Source organism: bacterium SCSIO 12741, assembly GCA_024398055.1.
GTDB lineage: Bacteria > Bacteroidota > Bacteroidia > Flavobacteriales_G > Salibacteraceae > SCSIO-12741.
Window position 1 is genome coordinate 3,746,826 of the sequence record CP073749.1, and the last position, 20,527, is coordinate 3,767,352.

19 protein-coding genes are annotated in these 20,527 nt (G+C 44.8%); 14 read left to right on the forward strand and 5 right to left on the reverse strand.

Annotation, left to right across the window (positions count from 1 at the left end; translation table 11 throughout):
- Window positions 1-17: 17 nt before the first annotated feature.
- The 10 genes from KFE98_15975 to KFE98_16020 all read left to right on the forward strand — a co-directional run bounded on the left by KFE98_15975 (window position 18) and on the right by KFE98_16020 (window position 7,419).
- Window positions 18-599: a YdcF family protein gene (locus tag KFE98_15975; protein UTW61496.1), complete on the forward strand. Its 582-nt coding sequence runs from the start codon at window positions 18-20 to the stop codon at window positions 597-599.
- A gap of 434 nt (window positions 600-1,033) precedes the next feature.
- On the forward strand, window positions 1,034-1,243 hold the full coding sequence (locus KFE98_15980; protein UTW61497.1) for a Nif11-like leader peptide family natural product precursor: 210 nt from the start codon (window positions 1,034-1,036) through the stop codon (window positions 1,241-1,243).
- A gap of 27 nt (window positions 1,244-1,270) precedes the next feature.
- Window positions 1,271-1,489: a hypothetical protein gene (locus KFE98_15985; protein ID UTW61498.1), complete on the forward strand. Its 219-nt coding sequence runs from the start codon at window positions 1,271-1,273 to the stop codon at window positions 1,487-1,489.
- Window positions 1,490-1,534: 45 nt separating this feature from the next.
- Entirely contained in the window at window positions 1,535-1,744 is a 210-nt protein-coding gene (locus tag KFE98_15990) for a hypothetical protein (protein UTW61499.1), read from the forward strand.
- A gap of 57 nt (window positions 1,745-1,801) precedes the next feature.
- Window positions 1,802-2,395, forward strand: a complete 594-nt coding sequence (locus KFE98_15995; protein UTW61500.1) for a DUF4135 domain-containing protein — start codon at window positions 1,802-1,804, stop codon at window positions 2,393-2,395.
- A gap of 2 nt (window positions 2,396-2,397) precedes the next feature.
- Entirely contained in the window at window positions 2,398-4,581 is a 2,184-nt protein-coding gene (lanM, locus tag KFE98_16000; protein ID UTW61501.1) for a type 2 lantipeptide synthetase LanM, read from the forward strand.
- Between the two features lie 98 nt (window positions 4,582-4,679).
- Complete coding sequence (locus KFE98_16005) at window positions 4,680-5,351, forward strand: hypothetical protein (protein UTW61502.1); 672 nt, start codon at window positions 4,680-4,682, stop codon at window positions 5,349-5,351.
- Entirely contained in the window at window positions 5,352-6,020 is a 669-nt protein-coding gene (locus KFE98_16010; GenBank protein UTW61503.1) for a hypothetical protein, read from the forward strand.
- The gene (locus tag KFE98_16015; protein ID UTW61504.1) at window positions 5,987-6,754 is read left to right on the forward strand and encodes a hypothetical protein; all 768 of its coding nucleotides are present in this window, start codon (window positions 5,987-5,989) and stop codon (window positions 6,752-6,754) included. Before KFE98_16010 ends, KFE98_16015 begins: the two co-directional genes overlap by 34 nt.
- The gene (locus tag KFE98_16020; GenBank protein UTW61505.1) at window positions 6,751-7,419 is read left to right on the forward strand and encodes a response regulator transcription factor; all 669 of its coding nucleotides are present in this window, start codon (window positions 6,751-6,753) and stop codon (window positions 7,417-7,419) included. The genes KFE98_16015 and KFE98_16020 overlap by 4 nt, the downstream gene beginning before the upstream one ends.
- A 34-nt stretch (window positions 7,420-7,453) precedes the next feature.
- Here the strand turns inward: KFE98_16020 and KFE98_16025 are convergent, their stop codons facing one another.
- From KFE98_16025 to KFE98_16045, 5 genes are all read right to left on the reverse strand, one after another.
- Window positions 7,454-8,353 (reverse strand): patatin-like phospholipase family protein, encoded by a 900-nt coding sequence (locus tag KFE98_16025; protein ID UTW64730.1) that lies wholly within the window; start codon window positions 8,351-8,353, stop codon window positions 7,454-7,456.
- A gap of 79 nt (window positions 8,354-8,432) precedes the next feature.
- Window positions 8,433-9,593 carry a T9SS type A sorting domain-containing protein gene (locus tag KFE98_16030; protein ID UTW61506.1) on the reverse strand — a complete coding sequence of 387 codons (1,161 nt, stop codon included), beginning with the start codon at window positions 9,591-9,593 and terminating at the stop codon, window positions 8,433-8,435.
- Window positions 9,594-9,683: 90 nt separating this feature from the next.
- Window positions 9,684-10,817, reverse strand: a complete 1,134-nt coding sequence (locus KFE98_16035) for a T9SS type A sorting domain-containing protein (GenBank protein UTW61507.1) — start codon at window positions 10,815-10,817, stop codon at window positions 9,684-9,686.
- Window positions 10,818-10,922: 105 nt separating this feature from the next.
- Window positions 10,923-12,887, reverse strand: coding sequence for an ABC-F family ATP-binding cassette domain-containing protein (locus KFE98_16040; GenBank protein ID UTW61508.1), 1,965 nt, complete (start codon window positions 12,885-12,887; stop codon window positions 10,923-10,925).
- An 82-nt stretch (window positions 12,888-12,969) separates the two neighbouring features.
- Window positions 12,970-14,376: a T9SS type A sorting domain-containing protein gene (locus tag KFE98_16045; GenBank protein UTW61509.1), complete on the reverse strand. Its 1,407-nt coding sequence runs from the start codon at window positions 14,374-14,376 to the stop codon at window positions 12,970-12,972.
- A gap of 133 nt (window positions 14,377-14,509) precedes the next feature.
- On the opposite strand from KFE98_16045, the gene KFE98_16050 reads away from it, so the two are divergent.
- The 4 genes from KFE98_16050 to KFE98_16065 all read left to right on the forward strand — a co-directional run bounded on the left by KFE98_16050 (window position 14,510) and on the right by KFE98_16065 (window position 20,527).
- The gene (locus KFE98_16050) at window positions 14,510-15,379 is read left to right on the forward strand and encodes a pirin family protein (GenBank protein UTW61510.1); all 870 of its coding nucleotides are present in this window, start codon (window positions 14,510-14,512) and stop codon (window positions 15,377-15,379) included.
- A 1-nt stretch (window position 15,380) separates the two neighbouring features.
- Window positions 15,381-15,872, forward strand: a complete 492-nt coding sequence (locus KFE98_16055) for a hypothetical protein (protein UTW61511.1) — start codon at window positions 15,381-15,383, stop codon at window positions 15,870-15,872.
- A gap of 903 nt (window positions 15,873-16,775) precedes the next feature.
- Window positions 16,776-17,792, forward strand: a complete 1,017-nt coding sequence (locus KFE98_16060) for a hypothetical protein (GenBank protein UTW61512.1) — start codon at window positions 16,776-16,778, stop codon at window positions 17,790-17,792.
- Window positions 17,759-20,527, forward strand: coding sequence for a DNRLRE domain-containing protein (locus tag KFE98_16065; protein UTW61513.1), 2,769 nt, complete (start codon window positions 17,759-17,761; stop codon window positions 20,525-20,527). Before KFE98_16060 ends, KFE98_16065 begins: the two co-directional genes overlap by 34 nt.

A 20,527-nucleotide genomic window follows, 5' to 3' on the forward strand; every position in this document is an offset into this window, starting at 1 on the left:
AGATCAATTTCATGACTTTGTCGGGCAAATTAAAATTCAGGATTCGAGCAATTCTACTCGTATTGTTGGGGTGGTTTTTGCTGGAATCATCCGTTACGATCTATCAGGGAGTAAATGATACCATGGGTTCTGCCGACTACGCTGTAGTATTGGGAAGCAAAGTCCATGAAAACGGTGAACTCTCCGAACGCCTCAAGGCCCGGGTAGATCAAGGATTGAAGTTGTATCAGGATTCGTTGGTTCAAAAGGTTCTCGTTAGCGGTGGTAGGGGGAAGGAAGGTCACAACGAAGCGATCAAAATGGCAGAATATCTAATTGCCCAGGGAGTTCCGGCTCCGGATGTGGTGATGGATACGCTCGGAAATACGACTTATTTAACCGCTAAAAATTCCACTGAATTGATTCCTGATTTCAAAACCAAGCGTGTGATTGTGGTTTCCCAGTTTTTTCACCTACGTCGCACGGAAATCATTTTCGAACGAATGGGCTTTGAACAAGTCTATCGATCGCATGCCCGGCATTTTGAACTTCGTGATCTCTATGGACTATTTCGGGAGTTTTTTGCGGTGTACAAGTACCGGTTTATGAAACTGGAATAGGGGTGAGGGCATTGATCCTCAATTGACCATTATCGCTCCAACCCCTGATAATAGGGGCGTACTGGGCTCTTATCTTATCCGGAATTCAAACAAATCTTCCCGCAGGTAATAATATCCCATTTTCTGAAACGGATAAAAACCACGGACGCCAACTCAAGTTCACAGGGTACTTTAGTCCTGTAATTACTCACTGACACCTCACCAGGGATACTCGAGAAGTATCCACCGCATGCCCGAGATGTCAAACGTTCCCTTCAGCTGAGGATTTCAAGAATACTTTCTGGACTCTGTTTTCGGATACAGATTGGTCACTGAATATGACCGTGTTGGCTTTGTGCTGCACCGAAAAGGTTCCGGGTAACAGATCAGGAAAGCATTTGAACTTAAAGAAATGGCGCAAGCCTTTAATTATCAAACAAGTAAAACAAATTATCATGAAAAAGCTAATTGAAGCCCTTAACAACGACGAGGCACTTAGAAACGAATTCAACAATGCCGTAAACAACTCTATCGTAGAAGTTGCCAAAAAGCACGGTATCAACGTAACTACTCAAGACTTGGAAGCTTCCGAAAAAGACTACTCTGCTTCCAAAGTGGGAGACAGCTGTACCAGCGTATTATTCACTGCAGTTTGCACGGCCTAATTACGAACCCCTTAAACACTTAGTATCATGGCAAATATTATTCAGGAATTAAGCTCCAATACTTCTCTCCAAAAAGAGATGGAAAATGCTGCGTTTCGCACCATTATTGATCTGGCAAAAAGCAAAGGATACGATGTAACCGAAGCTGGCCTGTTGGAAAACGGTAAATCCTACCTATCCGGAGGATCCTTTAGCGATAACTGCTGTATTGGTTGCTGGTCGCTTTTGTGTACTCCGGGTAGCTAAGCACCTAAGTTTCTATTGGTTTAATCTAATTGTAACACCTTAACTATGATTAATTTAACGAAAGAGGTCGCTGGCAACCCTGCACTGGGTAGCGACTTGGAAAAGGCGGTTTTTGACACCCTCGTCAAAACGGCTCAAGAACACGGATATCAGCTGTCTTATGCAGACTTGGAAAACAGCGTTAAAAACTACAGTCAGTCTGTAAGTGACGCCGATTGCAAGAGTTTTTTCTGGACCTGCAGCTGTACTTTTTAATACCCCTGGGAGCCTGCTTCGGCAGGCTCTTTTTTTTACCGCTAAACTCAAATTGAAATGAAAGATTCCATGCATCCACCGATTCCCTTTAGCGAGCCCTTGCTGGCATTGGCCTATGAAAATGAAGCCCAAAACAGGACTCAACCTGCCTACGAAGTACTTAAAGGACTTTCCCAAATCAGCCGTTTTGCTTTTGATCAGGATTACCAAAATTTTCAGCGTCGACAAAAGTTCATGAACCTGTTGCAACCAGGAACTTCAACCCAAGCCACTTTACCAGCTTATTTAAATGGCCTACAAGAAGAGCAGGGCAGGACAGCCTTTTCGGCACGATATCCCTTGCTGAGTCACCTGAAAAAGACCTACTTAAAACAGACACAGCAGTTTGAACAATCGGTACGTAAAAACTATGAATCAGATCGGGCAAAACTGGCCACACTTTTGAACCATGGTGTGGATTTTGGCGATATTCTCCAGGTAGAAATGGGATTGGGTGATGTGCACAATAACGGGGAGAGTACCTCGATTCTTCATTTCAAAAACGACCAAAAGTTGGTTTACAAACCTCGCTCGGGAGGGTTGGATGCCGCTTTTTATTCCTTGTTGGAGCAGGCCAGTAAAGCTGGGGGGGACCTGAATTCCAAACCTTGAAAATGCTCAACCAAAAGAATTACCAATGGGTAGAATTTGTAAAAAATACTCCCTGTCAATCCGAAGGCGAGGTTGCAGACTACTACCAACGAGCGGGTGGCTTACTCACTTTACTGTACTTTTTGCAGGGAACGGATATTCACCTGGAAAACATCATAGCCTGTGGTGGTCACCCCATGATTATCGATACCGAATGCCTTTTTAACCATACCGAGTTTGGCCTGTACAGCGTCTTGAATTCAGGGCTTGTACCCATGATGGTTTATTTTGGAACCGGTAAGAAACCCGCAGATGGAAGTGCCCTCGGCGCCCAGGGAGTGCAGGAAAGTGGCAATTCCGTATGGCGTTGGGTAAATGAGGGTAGCGATGCTTTGGAGCTGGTTCGTGTATCTGGTAAACTAAAAGCAGATGGAAACCAACCCCTACTTGATGGTACTAAGGTGACACCGGAGAATTACCAAAAAGAACTAATCGAAGGATTTGAGCGAATGGGGAATTGGTTGCTGAGTTTGCAGCACTTATTACCAGAGGTTCATCCTTTTTCGGGCTTTAAGCATCAAACCGTTCGCATTATTCCCCGATCCACCGAATCCTATAAAAGGATGCTTGAAAATTCGTTTGTCCCCGAAGCCTTGCAATCGGAGGAAAAACGCCAAGAAATCATTCGCAATTACCTGGAAGAGTTTTACCTAAACCTAAGACTAAGCGATGAGCATCAGGAGAAATTTATAGAGGAAGAAGCCAAGGCCATATTGCAGATGGATATTCCACTTACCCATGCCGTTACGACTTCAAATTCGCTATGGGTCAATGGTCATGAGGCAGTTCCGGAATTTTACGAGACTACGCCCTATGACTTTATTCTGGAACGGGCTTATACCATGACCCAGGAAGATCTAAACGCACAGGTTCGCATTCTGGAATCTACACTGGCAGCTCGTTACATGAACCATTCGGGAGGTACGAAACGGGTGACTGAAGAGGGGGCTACAAAGACTACGCAAAATTCACGGGAAGAAGCCCTGGCCATAGCACGGCAAATTGTAGATGCAGGATGGGAGCAAAAGGGGCGATTGCAGTGGAATTGCTTTCAATCGGAGGATCAGGGCAAATACGCTTTTCATACCCTGGATCATTCGCTGTATGCGGGAGGTTTGGGAATTGCCCTTTTTCTGAATCAGGTGGATCAATGCACCGGGGAATCTACCTACGGATCTGTGGTTGCCGGGCTACTCGATCATGAAGTACAGCAAGCCTTGCAAAATAAACCGCCCTATAGGCTGATGCCGCTTTCCATGAGTGGAGGTGTAGCAGGGCTTATTTATGTACTCAGTCGGGTAGATGCCCTCCGCTATTCTCAAGTTATTCTGGAGCTTGTAGATGGTTGGAATACTGAGACTTTGGAGCTGGACGAAAGCCTGGATCAGATTGGTGGAACGGCTGGTGCTTTATCCATTCTGTGTGAGGTTTACAAACAAATACCCGAAGCAGCCATTAAGCGTAAAATCGAAATGTGTGCCGATTTTTTACTCAGTCAATCCACCGCTGATCCTCAGTCAGGCGGGATCTATTGGCACAACATTCGTCAGTTTGAACGTCCCTTAACCGGGCTTTCGCACGGTTCTGCTGGAATGGGTATAGCCTTGTTAAAAGCCTGGAAAGCAACAGGCGTTGAGCGCTACAAAGAAGCCTGCTACCTCGCAGTCCAGTGGGAAGATGAATGGTTTAGCCAGGACCAGGGGAATTGGAGAGATCTTCGAAAGGTAGAGGGGAAGTTTGCCACCTCCTGGTGCCATGGCGCCCCTGGAATTGGACTTGCCCGCTTGCACGCCTGGCAATTGACCGGTGATTCCTATTGGCTCAAAAGGATGGACCAAGCTATTCGTACCACCCTCGATTTTGCAGAAACGGGCATTGACTTTTACTGCTGTGGTCGGTTTGGAAGATTAGACTTTCTCCTCGAAGCGGCACAGCTACTCGACGATAAACAGCTGGAAGCGGAAGTAACGAAACGTCTTGATGAAGCCAGAATTAAGAGGCTGGAGGATGGATGTTATCAAACCTACGATCTGGCTGATATTCACTTGGAAAACCCTTCCTTATTCCGCGGATTAAGTGGTATTGGTTATGTGTTCTTACGGCATGCCTTTCCTGGCAAGGTGCAGCCTTTTGGATTGTTGATATGAATGACCGTATGATGGACGAAAAACCATACTTTAGGTTTTAACAAACGCAACGATTGCATACAGCTGTAGCAACTATAAAACAAACTAAATGATACCTTATGGAAATTAATGATATCAATTCAGCCTTAGTCATTTGGAACGAAATGAGAGGCAATGCAGGAAACTCTTTATTGATGTTGGCCAGTGGTCATTATTTTGAAATCCCCCGCAGCATGTACACGTTTTGGGAAAACAAAGGAGTGGGGGATCAAGACACTATTCATGCCTACGTAGGTGTCGTGGAAGTGCCCGATCAGCGATTAAAGTTCTTAATGATTGATTCTATAGCGGACGCTCAGCATGATCCGCCGGCAAGCGAAGTTAAAGTCGCTCTATATCAGTACGGTGACGACGAAAATGTGCCGATTCCAGTATTTAGAAATAACCCGCCCCACAACCAGATTGATGTGCTGGAAGGTTTGGAGCGCTCCTTTCGTTGGATGATCAACCGAAAAGAGTATGTTATCCAAGAAGCGGCTAAACATGGCGAGGATTCCGGTATTTTTCAGGCCATGCATATTCCGATGAAAGATTTGACCGAGCTCTTTGGTGACCCGAGTTGTGCGAGTGTAATGGCCGTAATAGGTATGCGCGAAGATTATGTGCCTGAGTTGATTCTCTGGAACAACGATTTTAGCAAAAACGAATTGGTAGAAGATGTGGCTTTACCGATTCCGCCTTTCCGAAACAATCAGTCGGATTACCAATTACTCCATTCGGCACTTCACTAAATGGGGCCGCTCAACGACTGGATGGTTTGGCTGTCGTGGGCTTCTCCAATTTCGCTGCTGTTAGGCATTCTTAGTGCTATTCGATGGGGATTTAGGCTGGATGATCAAAATAGGGTAGTCCTGGTCTTTTTGATCCTGTTTTTGATCATTGATCAGTGTTCCCGTTTTATAGAGCAGTGGTTTTCCATGCTCAATAACCTGCATTTCTTGTCCTGGTCGGCCTGGATTGAGTTTGCGTTCTTTAGCATTCTGTATACCCGCTTTTTTGTGACCCGAAAATTCGGTTACCTCAAGTGGGTGCTTTCGGGCATCGGGATTCTTTTGCTGGTTCATTTATTGAGTCGCTCTTTTTATGTCGAGCTGGAGCAATTTCAACTCTACGATCGCCTGTTGGTTGATGGTGTGGTTATGCTTCTGGGCTTGCTCTATCTTTTTGTGGTACTGGATAGTAGGAAGATGGTGGAACGCGCTGAGCAGGTCACCAATATCTTCATTCTGTTTTATGCTGCAGTAGACCTGTTTATGTCCCTTACCGTCAATTTTATGGTGAATGCAGGCTTATCCTTTGTATTTGTGTTCTGGTTAATTCGTCTTGTATTTTTGGTAGCACTCTATATCAACTTAGCCCAGGGAATATGGCACAATGGCAGGAGCCTGAAACACAGGTAATTTGGTTAGCAGTTGAGTTTGCAGTTTTGCTGGTTGTGATGTCGGCCATGGTGTTGTTTACCCGCAAATACATCCGCAACAAGATTGAAGCAGCCCAGCATTTGGCAGACTTGGAAGTAAAGCACCAAAAGGAAATGCTGGTCGACAGCATTCGGGTACAAGAAAAGGAGCGGGAGCGCATAGCGAATGACTTGCATGACGATCTGATCACACAATTGACGATTATGGTTACCCGCATGCATACTGAAAACAACGTGGACAGGTTGGGGCCAATGATGCAGCAATCCATTCAAACGGCACGACGTATTTCTCATGATTTGCATCCGCCGCTCATTGAATGTAATCATTGGTTGGAGCTCATGGAAGAGGTGCTGCATCAGCTCGATGGAGTGTACCATTTGGATTACCAGGCCAGAGAGGAAGTGACGCTATCCCTTTCCAATTCCCACAAGTTACAATTGATTCGCATTCTCCAGGAAGCGGTAAACAACATCATCAAACATGCTGAGGCCACAACCATTCGCTTTCAAGTGAGAAGCACCCGAAAATACCTCATGATGGTGTTAGCTGATAACGGAATTGGCTTCGATACTTCTATGCCTTCGAGTGGCCTGGGAAGGCGGAATTTAGAAATGAGAACAGAAATGCTGAATGGGTCCTACCGGGTCCATTCCAAACCTGGATCTGGAACCACCTATTTGTTTGTGTTTCCGATAACCCCTGATATGTTATGACAACCTTACGCATAGCCTTGACCGATGACGAGCAGTTGATACTGAATTTGTTACGGGATTATTTTCTAAAACACGAGGATATAGAGGTGAGTCTGCTTGCTGCAAGTGGTGAAGAACTGCTCAAAAAGCTCGAAACTCAAACCCATATCCCAAATCTATTCGTGCTCGATTTGCGCATGCCCGAACTCGATGGAGCCGACACGGCCCGCGAATTGAAAAGACGGTATCCCGAATCGCGAATCGTGGTTATCTCCTCCTTTTACCAGAAGTCGCTTATAGGTTATATGCTACGCAATGGAATCGATGCCTTTCTTCCCAAAGGAATTAATCCGGATGAATTGTACCGGATTTTAAAAATCGTTCATGAAAAAGGCCATTTCTTTACCCGGGAGCAGGTCTCTGTTATGCGTTCACAGATAACCAGCAAAGTACCTAAGCCGCAGTTTGAGGCAGAGAGTTTATCCAAGCGGGAAATTGAAGTGCTTCAGGCCATTTGCCGACAATTAACCGCTAAAGAAATCTCAGAACAGCTATTCATTTCCAGAAGTACCGTTGAAGGTCATAAGAACAACTTGCTGCAAAAGACGGGAGCACGAAATAGTGCTGGCCTTGTTATTTTTGCTGTTCAAAATCAATTGTTTGACCCGGATGAGTTAATCTTTTAGTTGAATGTTGTATTGCGGTATTAAATGATCCTTTCTATCCTTGTGATTGCGATTGTACCTCTCGTTTATCCAAAGCTTTAGCAGCCTCTCTTCTCCCATAATCGATCAATTCCTCCGCTTTGAAAAAGTCAAAGGTTTCGGCTGAATCCCTTGATATCTCAACCAATATATCTGGTGGTGAATCCTCCAACCTCAGTTGAGCAATGTGGGAGGTCATTAAGCTGATCGTTTTTCTGGCCAGCTGGAAATAGGAAAGGCTCTCTTCTTTTTGCCTTTGAGGGATTAGGTTGTCTATCCAGCTTTGAAATTCTTTAAGCTGCTTCTCGTAGTTTTCATTGAGTTCGCTCTTTTTAGGCTCTTCTTCAATCGCATCATAAGGAACCCGAGCATTGACATTAACGGCTAATAGCAAATCATCTTCTGTTCTGGCAACGTGCACCGATGGAATGTTGTTCATCACCCCACCGTCTACCAAAAAGGTGTCCTTGTATTTTACCGGGGTGATAACAGAAGGGATAGCTATCGAGGCTCGCATGGCGTCGTACATACTACCCGTTCTAAAAACAACTTCCTTACGATTTAATAAATCGACCGCCACTGCACAAAAGGGAAGATCCAGGTCTTCAATATTTTGGTCATCAATAAATTCCTTCATCGTTTTGATCACCTTGTCGGCTTTAATCAGGCCCGCATCCCAAAAGGCAAAGTCCAATAAATTCAGCACTTTCATTCGATCCAGGGTTTTAATCCATTCTTCAAATTCGTCCATTTTTCCGGAGGCATAAACGCCTCCAATAATGGATCCCATGGAAGTTCCTGCGATAGATGTAATGGTATATCCGCGTTCTTCTAATTCACGAATTACGCCAACATGGGCCAGTCCCCGGGCTCCACCTCCTGACAATACGAGAGCTATTTTTTTCGACATGCTGATTTCTTAGAGATACCTAAGAAAAAGCAATTTTTCGAAACGGGACGGGGGATAGGTCAAAAAAAGCTGGAATGCACTGACCTTAGTCAAAGATCAGTGTTCCAGTAGTAATTCGATGAGGTCCATCATTTATTTCATAAAGGTAGAATCCGGAACCCATTCCCATACGGTCAAGGTGCAGCTCTTCACCATTGGAAAAGGCTCTTATCAAAACTTGTTGCCCTTGGGCAGAGTAGAGCTTGAGTTCAAATCCATGGTCTGGCTTCTGGTTGATACGCACAGTGAGTTTGTCACTTACTGGATTGGGAAATACTTGAATAGTTCGTTCATCAGTTAAAGTCTCAACAGCCATTTGATTTTCATAGGTATAGGTTCCACGTTTATTGGGTACCCATAAGGTATCATTCAGGTTATATTGGTATTCAATGTATTGATGAACACTATCGAAGGGAGTGTAGGTGTACTCCGTTTTTCGGGTCGGAATGTTGTACTCATTCATTACCTCTATTTGGCTTACCAACCCTTTGGAATTATAGCTGTATTCCTCACGGAATTGACGGCCCCATCTATCGTTGCCGCTCATGGCACGTGCCCAAAAGTCAAGGGTAAGAGAATCTAACACACCCTGAGCGTCGTAAAAGTAGTTTCGTCTTATTCGGTTGATCCAGGTTGTAATCGTGTTGAAAGGAGTTCGAGTAACTTCCGCTGAAAGAATGGAATCTTTTATTAGACGCCCATCTGGCAGATATTCATAGTAGTAGGTCTCCTTCGGATCCCATACTCCTTCCTGTTTATTCCAGGTAAATCTGTGGTTTTCTAACACCTGACCATTTCCAGCATAGATCAGGGAGTCCTTCGTTGTTCTTGGATTGGAAAAGTAAGGTTGGTGGCGGATTTTGGTTAGCACTTTCCCATCAGCATAGTGAGTGAAATCTAAAATGTTGGTGGTGTCGAAGGGATGAGGCGGTGAATAGTTTGAAATCTCAACTTGTTTTTCCAGCCGGGTGTAATTCTTGTAGTAGTTACGGGTAATTCGGTAGGTTTCCCAGGTATGAGAATTGACATGGCTTTCCAAAATGATCGAGTCGGTTACACCTTGTGGGGTGTAAGTCCAGGTGGTTCGGTTACCTGTGATAGTTGTGGAGTCGTTCCATTCTTGTTCAACAAGCAGGGAGATTTTTTTTTGAGCTACGCCGGAAGAAAATAGGGCAAGCAGCAATAGGGTGAGAGGAAAGGTTTTCATGGGTATAGTTTTATTGGTTAGGTCCTTACCTGGGTGGTGAGGCTCTATTAATTTAACCCATACAATTTCCTAAGGGTTGGTTCCACTGATTTACTCAAATACCAATGTCCCGGAAGAAATTCTTTGCGTACCCTTTCGGATTTCGTAATGGTATAGTCCTGATTTCAAGTGACTTCGATCGATGTCTAAGGTTTCGCTTTCCAAAAATGATCGAGTCATTATTTCGTTTCCTTGGGCAGAATAGAGGATAAGTTGGCAGTCCTTCAATTCCTTGCCATCTAGTCTGACGGTGAACTCATTTTTTACTGGATTGGGGAAAATCTGAACCTTAGTTCCTGTTGAAATCTCATTCACCGACAGTTGAGTTGTTTGGTAAGTGTAGGTTCCCTGTTCCACTATTTCCCAGGAGTGGTTTATAGTGCTCCACTTGTACGTTTGGTATTGGTGTAAGCTGTCCTCTGAGTTATAGTGAAAATGGGTCTTCTTGTTCAAGTTCATAGTTGGACCAAATTCTTCCCGATAAGTTAGTTGTCCAAGAGAATTGTATACATAAAACTCCTTTTTTGAGCGAATCCATCCTACGATTGGATTGTATCCGCCATCCATGATTAAGGAATCCAGCTGACCCGAGGATAAGTAGTAGTACAAATTTCGCAATGAACCACGCCAGCTTCCGTTTCCAAGATAATTCATGAGCGAATCTTTAACCATCAATCCATCAGCTCGGTATTCAAAAAAATGAGCCCATTGCATCGTTCTTAGCCCCGTATGGATGTCGAGCAAGAAATGATATTTTTTGGCCAGGTGTCCATCAACAGTGTAAACCGAGGAATCGACCGTGGTCAGTGAGCATTCGTTTTTACAGTATTTTCGATTCGTTTCGTAGACCAATCTATCCAGTCCATTGTATTCGTAATTGTACACAAAGCTCGTGTCAAATTGGGATTGATCAGAATTCCAGTTTCGTAGTATTTCACCAATTAGCAGGTTGTTGTCAGAGTAGAGGTAGTCTCTGATGCTGTGTATCTCAAATTTTCCATTTTTCCAGTGTTCCACATCTTCTTGGATCGGCAGCCCATGTGGTCCATAGTGAGTAGTAATTCGACGGGCGTTTACCAGAGGATCTCCGGGGTTGGATTTCTCTATAAGAATCTGTCTGGAATCTTGGCCCCATAAGGACGCCACTGTGGCTAAAATGGCACAGGTTAATGCAAGTTGTTTCATGGCGTACGGTTGTTTTGCTGGTTAGAAATCAATCGTAACCAGTTAGTTACAATAGGATGAACTGAAGAGTAAAGATAGGGGTTGGCGCGAAACTTTAAAAAAAAATTAGCCTTCCATCTCCTCCAACTCTGCGTGAAGGGTTTCCCATTCTGCCATTTTCCGATCCAGAGTAGACTTTAATTCGGCGTGCTTGAAGAACAGATCCTTCGATTCAGGAGTTTTTTGGGCATAGATCTCCGGATCCGCCATTTTGGCTTCCATATCTTCCAGCTCAGCTTCAATTTCCTCAATACGTCTTTCGCATTTCGTGATGCTATTGCGCAGCTTTCGAATGTCCTTATCCCTTTGCTTTCGAGCCTGGTAGTCCAGCTTATTGTCCGACTCTTTTTCTTCCTTTTTGGGACTTGCTGCAGCTTTGGTTGTGCTTGGCTTGTTCATTTCGAATTCACGGAAATGCTCCAGCTTGTATTTATCCAGGAATTCGTCAATGCTGCCAAGATGCTCTTTGATCTTTTGATCACGGAATTCGAAGGTTACGTCCGTTAGATCCTGCAAAAAGTCCCGATCGTGTGAAACGACGATCAAGGTGCCGTCAAAGTTCTGAAGAGCCGTTTTTAGCACGTCTTTGGCCGCCATATCCAGGTGGTTGGTCGGCTCATCGAGAATCAACAGGTTGATTTCGTGGAGTAGGAGACGCGCCAAGGCCAGTCTCGATTTCTCACCACCCGACAATACCCGTACTTTTTTGTCAATGTCATCTTCTCCAAACAGGAAAGCGCCCAGGAGTCCTCTCAGTCGATGGGTTTTGGTCCAGTCACCGGTGGCTTCGTGCTCCAGCGTTTCCAGCACGGTCATGTCCTGGTTCAGCGTTTTCTCTTGAACCTGAGCGTAATAGCCAATTTTTACATTGTGCCCTAATTCGCAAATACCGTTGCAATCCGTTTCCCGGTTAATGATTTTTACCAGGGTCGATTTACCCATTCCGTTTTTGCCAACAAAGGCCAGTCGTTGTCCACGAAGCACCTTGAGGTCAATACCTTGAAGTACCGTTTTTTCTCCATAGGTTTTTCCCAAATCCTTAAGTTCCAAAACCCGTTCACCCGATCTTGGGGCAGGAGGGAAGGAGAATTGAATACTGGCCGTTTCAAACTCGTCCATTTCCACACGCTCCAGCCTATCCAGCTGTTTCATAATGGATTGAGCTTGTTTTGCCTTGCTCGCCTTGGCCTTAAAACGTTCTACAAAGCGCTCTTGCTGTTCAATGTATTTCTGTTGGTTTTTGTAGGTTGCCACCTGTTGGTCATAGCGTTCCTGGCGGAGCACCATGTACTTGGTGTAAGCAGCTTTGTAATCGTAGATTTTTCCAAAAACAATTTCAATGGTCCGGTTGGTAATGTTGTCCAAAAAGCGCTTATCGTGACTCACCATCATGATGGCTCCCGGATAGTTCTTGAGGTAATCTTCCAACCAGAGAATGGATTCAATATCCAGGTGGTTAGTCGGCTCATCGAGCAGTAACAAATCATGGTTGCGCAAAAGGATTTTGGCCAGTTCCACACGCATCTGCCAACCACCGCTAAATTGGTCCAGGGGACGGTCAAATTCTTCGCGTTTAAAACCCAATCCCTTGAGTACCTTTTCGATACGACTTTCCAGCTTGTCCGCTTCGAGTGTTCCGAGTTTTTCGTGGATCTCGTTTAATCGTTCAATTAACTTGCTGTAACCTTCAGATTCATAGTCTGTTCTGGTTTCAAGTTGATGGTTGATATCGTGCAGCTCAGCCTCCATGCCTGCCACTTCTTTAAACACGGAATAGGTCTCTCCAAAAACCGTTTGATTGGAGTCAAATTTGATCTCCTGGGGTAGGTATCCAACGGATCTTCCGGAGGAAATATCTACGGTTCCCGAAGTGGGTTTTTGAACCCCGGCGAGGATCTTTAATAAGGTCGATTTTCCAGCTCCGTTTTTTCCAACCAAGCCGATTCGGTCTTTGGCTCCAATCATAAATGAAAGGTCCTTGAACAGATCGCGGCCAGAAACAAACATGCCGATTTTAGAGAGTGCAAACATGGGCGGCAAATTTAGGGGCAATTTTCAATCTTGAATCGCCAAGGGGCTTTTTTCAACTTGATTGCCTATAGAATGTGGGTTATCAGCGTTTTACGATGATTTTAGAAATACGCTCTCCCGTGTTGAGAACAACTTCGAGGTGGTAGGTTCCGGGCAGGAGTTCGCTCATGTCGAGCTCGGTTTGCTGCATTTGATCTTGGAAGTCTTTTAGCACATGGGATTGACCCAAAGAATTGGTCAAATGACAATGTTGAATTCCTGAGGGGTGATACAAGTAGAGCTTGTTTTCGACTGGATTGGGATAATGGTGAAGTAAAGCAGCATTGCGGTGTTGAGGCAAGCCATTCGCTGTATCCTGAGGGGGAGCATCAAAGAACTCAACTTGATCAATGTAAATGGTCGATTTACCTCCATGGGACGTATACTCAAATCCAAACCGAATGTAGGTTTCATTGGCAAATAGGTCTGGTGAAAGTGGTAGCTCCATCGTTTTCCATTCACTTGAATCCGGGGAAAACGAAGGGCTTGAATTTTTGGCGGTGTGAAGGCTGTCCAGATCAAAAGTGTACAAAGGTTCCCACGGCCATCGGGCTCCCATAAGGAATAAAACTTCCAGTTTTCCAGGTCGTAGTGAATCCGCATCTACCGCATATTTAAAGGTCATCTTAGGGTATTCCGAAGGATCCAGGTGCACATGGGGGCCACGTAGATCATAAAAGCTTCCCTCAATTTGATGGGTATTTCCCCTAAACACGACGCTGTTTCCTATCGAGCCAGGAGCTGAGTGAACAGTATCCAATGTCCATTTTCCCAAAGAGTCAAAGGAGAAAGGAACCCAGTTAAAAGGCAGTCGGGTAGAATCGTCGAAGCCCTGCTGATAGGGAATGGGATTGGTATTGATGTTCTGCCCGCGAATCAGGATGTTGTCTACCAATACTATTCCTCGAAACTGAAGGTTGCTCGAAATGTGGAATACGTTGGAATCATCCAGGGTATTACCCGTAAGGCTTTGGGCGATATGTGCCCACTGAATCTTAGTGGAGTCCAATCCCGCTGGATGCAAGGTGGTAATGGGTATGGCGTTGTTTTCGTGATCGCCCTGTTCATTGAATGTGGCCAGGTAGCGGTAATAGCCGAAGTTCTTAAAGTTGGTGGATGCGAGTTGAAGTTCAGGAGACCCCGTGTCCTGCTTGATCAAAGCCAGGTCAAATTCGAGTACCGGATCCTTAAGCGGGAGTAGGGAAATGCGGTGTGTGGTCAATTCTCCGCCTTTACCACTTTGGTGGGGTAGCGGAATACTCTTAGAAATCAGGCAGGGGCTTCCTCCTTTGCCCAAAGTAGGATGAATGTACCATCCGGAGCTATCCTGAAAATCGTTTTTCCAATCAGCAGGGATTCCTTGGTTGAAATCTTCCTCTATTACAATCTGGCCCCAAAGCAAAGAGCTGGGAACGAGCAATATGAGGAATAGGGTAGTTAGGTTTTTCATCCTGGTTTTGTTGATCTAAAAGTAATTTAAATTCCCATTTACTCAAAATACATGTACCTACATCAATTTAAAAAATCTTTGTAACTTTGTTCTCATTAACAGGTGATTATCATACCTGTTTGGAGGAAAAATCATGAGAAACATCAAGCAAATAATTCCTGCCCAAAAGGTTAATATGGGAGGAATTTATCTGGATCAACCCTTACCAGCGAGAGGAGTGGATCAAATCGATCCTTTTTTGCTCGTTCACCATTGGTCGGACCGAATGCCTGGTGGCCAAAGGCAACAGGATGTGGGAGTTCCTCCGCATCCGCATCGGGGATTTGCTCCGGTAACTTTCATTTTTAAGGGAGGTGTACATCACCGCGATTCCACGGGGCACGATGGCGTTATTGAAGCAGGAGGTACCCAATGGATGAATAGTGGAAGTGGCATTGTGCATAGTGAACGTCCGGCGAAGGAGTTGGCTGAAAAAGGAGGGGAGTTTGAGCTCATCCAGTTCTGGGTTAATGCTCCCGCTGCGAATAAAATGGAAAAGCCTTCGTATCAGCCCTTAACGGAAAAGCAAACGCCCGTCGTTTCATCTGAGGATGGAAAGGTTAATGTGGGAGTGGTGTCCGGTGAGTTTTTAGGAACTAAGGGAAACATTTCCACTTATTCGCCTTTGTTGACCTTGCGTCTGAATATTCAAAAAGGGGGAAAAATGACCTTGCCCGTTCCGAGAAACTACAATGTTTTCATTTATCAACTGGATGGATCGATGAAGGTGAATGCCCATCGCGAAACGGTTAAAAAGGACCTGATTTGGTTTGAAAATGACGGACAGGAGGTTTTGGTGGAAGGGTTGGAAGATACCCGGGCTATCTTATTGGCCGGAGCGCCTATCAATGAGCCTGTGGCTACTTATGGCCCTTTTGTGATGAACAGTCAACGGGAAATCATGCAGGCCCTAAACGATTATCAAAATGGTAAGATGGGCACCTTAACCGAGAATTTCGATTAAGATGAAAAGAAGATCATTCATACATAAAAGCGGTCTTGGCGCATTGGCCTTTGTGCTGATGCCCTGGGGCCGGCTTTGGGCAAGTAGCACTTCCGTTCAAACATTTTCTATTCCAGATGGGGGCGAGCACCTACGTCACGGTCTGATGACTTCTATGAATGATTTACAAGTTGGGCCATCGTGGCTCACGGGCATTCGTAGAGACGTATTTTTTGCTAATGGCATTGGTCCTTCGAAGGATGATTGGCATTGCTACAGCATAAGGCTAAATAACCAATGGATAAGCGCTACTCCCAGTGCTGGAGGAGTTGTTCTCATGCTCGATGAAGGTCCCATCGAATTTCCTTACCATCAATTCAAAGCACCGGTAAGAGTAGATCGCTTCTCGATTTCATTAGATGGTAATCGTTTGAAAATCAATAACTCAGAAGAGTGGATTCAAATTCAATTGGAAAAAACGAATCAACCGAGCTTTCGATACGGTAGGACTTAATAGGGTCTTTTGTGCAGTTCGTCGAATGAAAATGGTCATTCAAAAAATAATAGCCTAATTCTTTATTTCGAGGTATCACGAATACCTATTATCGATATATTTGGGCCTATAAAGAACCCTATCTTTACTTGTATGAATCTACTAATCAAAGCCGCCTGGGAGCGAACCACTCCTAAGCCAATTTTCAAAGTATCCTGTATTCCTAAATCGGACCTTTTTATGAGGTATTCATCCCATGCATTTTCGCCTGAGGATATTCCGAATGAAGTGATATTGGAGTAGCGAACAAACCTACACCCATACCCTCTAAACCGAGAAATGTAACATTCGATTTCTCCGTATTTATTAGCCAAAAAACAGTTTAAGAGAACCCTATCTTTTAGAACATGAAACATCTAATCGACTATGTTTTAGGACGAGCCATCCTGAAACACCCTAAACAGATCGAATAAACGATCCAAAGCCCATTTTGCAACCTCAGAAGTAGGAGGTCAAGCAAGAATTTCGTATTCAGATTTTTTCCCCTGAAAATAGGTGGAGACTGCGTGGTGCTGTACAGACATTGCACCTCCAGCTATTAGTGCCAATCTATTTGCCAATTTATTGGAATCGTCCATGATCGAAAGCATGGAAACAGCCTTTTATTGACTTTTTTTTAAAGAGAACCCTAATCTTTATGAACCCCAAAAACCTGCATTTAGCGGGGTGGATTCCTATGTCCTTAATGGAAGGACAAAATCCTCTCCGGATGGCGTCTATAACTCATCCATCTGCCCAATGGGTTACCCCATATTCAGCCTCTTCTGAGCTGTCTAATACCGGTTTGAAATTATCCGAGTTTACTGACCCAAACAAAACGATAGACCTTACTCATGGTCTTAAACCCCAATTAAAACTAACGTGATGAATAAACTTGTGTTATTAACCCTATTATTAGGTATAACAGGATCAGGTTTGCGAGCCCAGATTTCCCATTACCGGGAGTATGGAAAGTCGCTCCTCGATCTTTCCTGTGTCCAAGTTGATGTGCACTTGGATAACAACTCCAATGACAATGGCCCAAACTCCTACACATCTTCAAGACATGGAACTTCTACAGCCTCTGATGGAAGTGGCTATTTAAAGAAGGCCCTCCGCTTTGATGGAGTGGACGATTACATTGAATTTACAGATGGAGAACCCCTGGTATCCGGAGGTCCATTTACCCTTACTATTAATGCTAAACTAAATGGCCAGGGTGGAGGTGCTTCCAATGAGTCTCCTTTGTTTAGCCAGCGCTCTGCCAGCAACTCAGGTAGTTTGATAAACTGCTTTGCAGATAACGGAAACAACCAAATTGAATTTGTAATCCGAGACAAAAACCAGTCAACTGCAAGTTCGGTAACTTATCCTGCACCAGGTGATGGTGAATGGCACAGCTACGGCTTCGTGTTAAACGAAAATGATAGCATTTTCATTTACCTGGATGGCGTAAAAGTAGCTGGCAGCCGTTCTACCCAAAGCGCCGAAGAATTGATCGGTGATCTTGATTACATTTCTTTAGCGAGGCATTGCCATGGAGATGGAACTCCAACTAATGAGGGGTGGCTTAACGGAGACCTGGATAATTTCCGGGTGTTTAGCTGTGCTTTGTCCCCATCGGATATTCAGATTGCCCATGGAATAAAGCTAACCGCAATTGCAGATGTGACCTATTATTCCAACATTAATTCCCAAGCTAACCTGGCCTCTTCAGTATTTTTACGAGGAACGGCCAAGGTGGCTGGTAATGGTACTGACCGGGTGGAAAGAACCCTTTTAAGGTTTGATGATCTTGGAGATTCCTTGCCGACGGATATTGTCATTGATTCAGCTCAATTAGACGTTTATGTGAAAACCCCTGGTTTTTGGACGGGTACACTTTCCAGTTCCCTTACCTGAAGAGAGTAACCGAATCCTGGGAAGAATTCGGTGTAATAAATGCGAATCAACCCAATACGGAGAGTTCTGATCAAATTCAATCGATCAGTTACCCAGTAACTTATACCGGATGGACGAGCATTGATGTGACCGATCATGTTGAGCATTTTGTACGCTACCCAAGTCAACACCACGGCTGGAAAATACAGCTGACCAATGAGCAGCCTACCCGTGCCGTATTCTTCTATTCCAGTGAATTTAAGAATGCTTCCAGGGCTCCTAAACTCAAGGTATGGTACCATAGAAAAGGGGAGTCGGCTTATATGCAATCCGTAGCACGGGGACAAGCCAATGGCTCTAAAACCAGTATGATCAAAAATGGAAATGCCAGCTCTGCGGCCGCCTTATTTGCCAATGCCTATTCAACGGATGGTTCATTTCAAATCAATGTACCAGTTTCATTTTCCGGATGGGTTGGATTAACACCGAAAAATCAACCCGGCATTTTGGCTGATGCCCATGATTTTGGGCTGGTATTGGAGGCAGATTCAGGTGATTCGATCTGGTTTCATTACGACGCCCAACGGATTGCGCTTCAGGCCACGCCTACCGAGGCTTATCAGCTGCGGGTAGAGGTGGACAATAACTCCATTTATGTGAAGATCGATGACGGAGCCACTCAGGTCTTTTCACGGGTGGCTGGAGACCAACTTATGGGGCAGCGAATTGCCATGATTGCGGAAAACGCCGACCCCACATCGGTAGTCCAAACCACATGGCCTCTTCCGGAATCATTTAAGGCGCCGATCCTGACCCAAATGTCCCGAGCCAACCAAATGGGAAAGGTGGAAGCACCCGAATTAGAACCTGGACAGCAGGTATTCTGGAATGGGCAGTTCGTTAAGCAAGAAGACCTTTCAACCATTAACAGCCAGCTCAAATCCAGGGCAGAGCAGCTCGAGGTTCCTTTGTGGACTTTGGGTGATACGCTATCCGATTCCTTGTTCAATGCGCTCAAAGCTCAGGATTTGGCTCGTTACGTTCACAATAGCGACCCCATTCGATACACCGTTCTCGATAGCCTGGATACCCTCTATGATGTAACTCTTCGATTGCCTTTTGAAGCCGTATTACTAAGCAACACTGTTTCCGGATATACCATTGATAATGGATTACTATCCGCTTCATCCGCCAGCTTTCTTGATCCGGTCTATTTGCTCAATCAATACGACAGCAGGTTGGAAGAGACCCAGCCTGAGCTGGAATTGACCATTGAAGATAAATCGACCGAGGTTAAGTTTGGTTTTGACATCCTTACCCAGACGCAACAAATTCATCCGATCGAGCCTCAATATGGAATTTGGGTAGACAACCAGGATGTTTACGCTTTGATGAATGCCAACTCCATTCCTCTCGGTGTCAAGGTTGCGGAAGGCTCCAAACTATCCGTTGGTTTTAACAACGATAAGGAGATGGAAGTTAAGGTGAATGGAATTAAGGTTTGGAGCACTGCTATGACCAGTTTACCCACCTTGGCCCTTCAAAAATTGTCCCTTTCTCATGGGGCCATTTCTGGTTTAACCACCTATAATAGCCAGGCTTCTTCTAAGGTTAGCGTAAACCCACCCAAAGTTTACTGTGCAGAATCCATAGGATCATTAACGCCTAATGTTGATCTCGCTGATTACCTGCTGTGCAGCCATCCCTATGTTCCGCAGCCGTGTCCTACAGTTGCACAAATTTCGTATCAATGGTTCGACCTTAATGGAGCTTTGGTGTCTTCCGGTTTTTACACCCCAGTGGATATGGGTGTGTACCGTTTGGAAGTAAGTGTTGCCAATTCACCAACGGCACCTCTGTACACCTATCCGCCTTTGTATGTTTCTTTTGGTTATGAAGTTGACTGGTACCAAACCAATAACGTCGCCCGGGTTCCCAACTACCATTCTGCCAGGCTCAACGAACCAAATCCGGCCCCAGCCAATATGACCGTTGGCCATGCTGTTGCTTCCAATTCCATAGTGGTAAACGATCCGATCTGGTTATCTGGTCTTTACAAGATCCATGGTAACCTGAAAGGGGGAGCTATCGGTGAATCTGTAACCGTTGGATTTACGGATGGAAATTCTTCGCTTATAGCAGAAGGAATGGCGTGGAGCAGTGCCTTTGGATTACCAGCGGTAACCGTTCATGCGGGAGGAACTTCTCAGTCCCATGTTTTTTTAGATCCTTTCTTCGAGGGATTTTTCTACTTGGAACGAGGAAGTTCTTCCTTAACGGTTTATTCCAGTTCCTTATCACCAGCTGCTTACAGTCCGATCGCCACTTTTACCAGTGATGCCAATATTCGGGCTAAGTTTCTGAGTTCAGTCAACAGTGGAGCAACCCCACCGGCCTCGTATTACACCCAAAAGGGGCCTTACGTTAAAAACTGCTACACCAACCTATCGTGTGGTGCTCCTATGTACTATGAGCCTTCACGCAAAGCCGATGGCGGATTCTACAATACCTATCAAAACCAACTCTATTTTGAGCATGATTTTGACTACAAGGATGGATCCATCAACTATTTGGTGAAAACGGATGGAAACGAAACGGACGTAACCAATTCCACCATTCTTTCTACCACTGCCGGAGACTACGGCTTTAATGTATACCGCCTCGATGCTTCTCAGCTTCAAGAAGGTTATTACCAATTAGTTATCACCAATGAAAAGGACGAAGAATTTACCCTTCGATTCCACAATAAACTATAA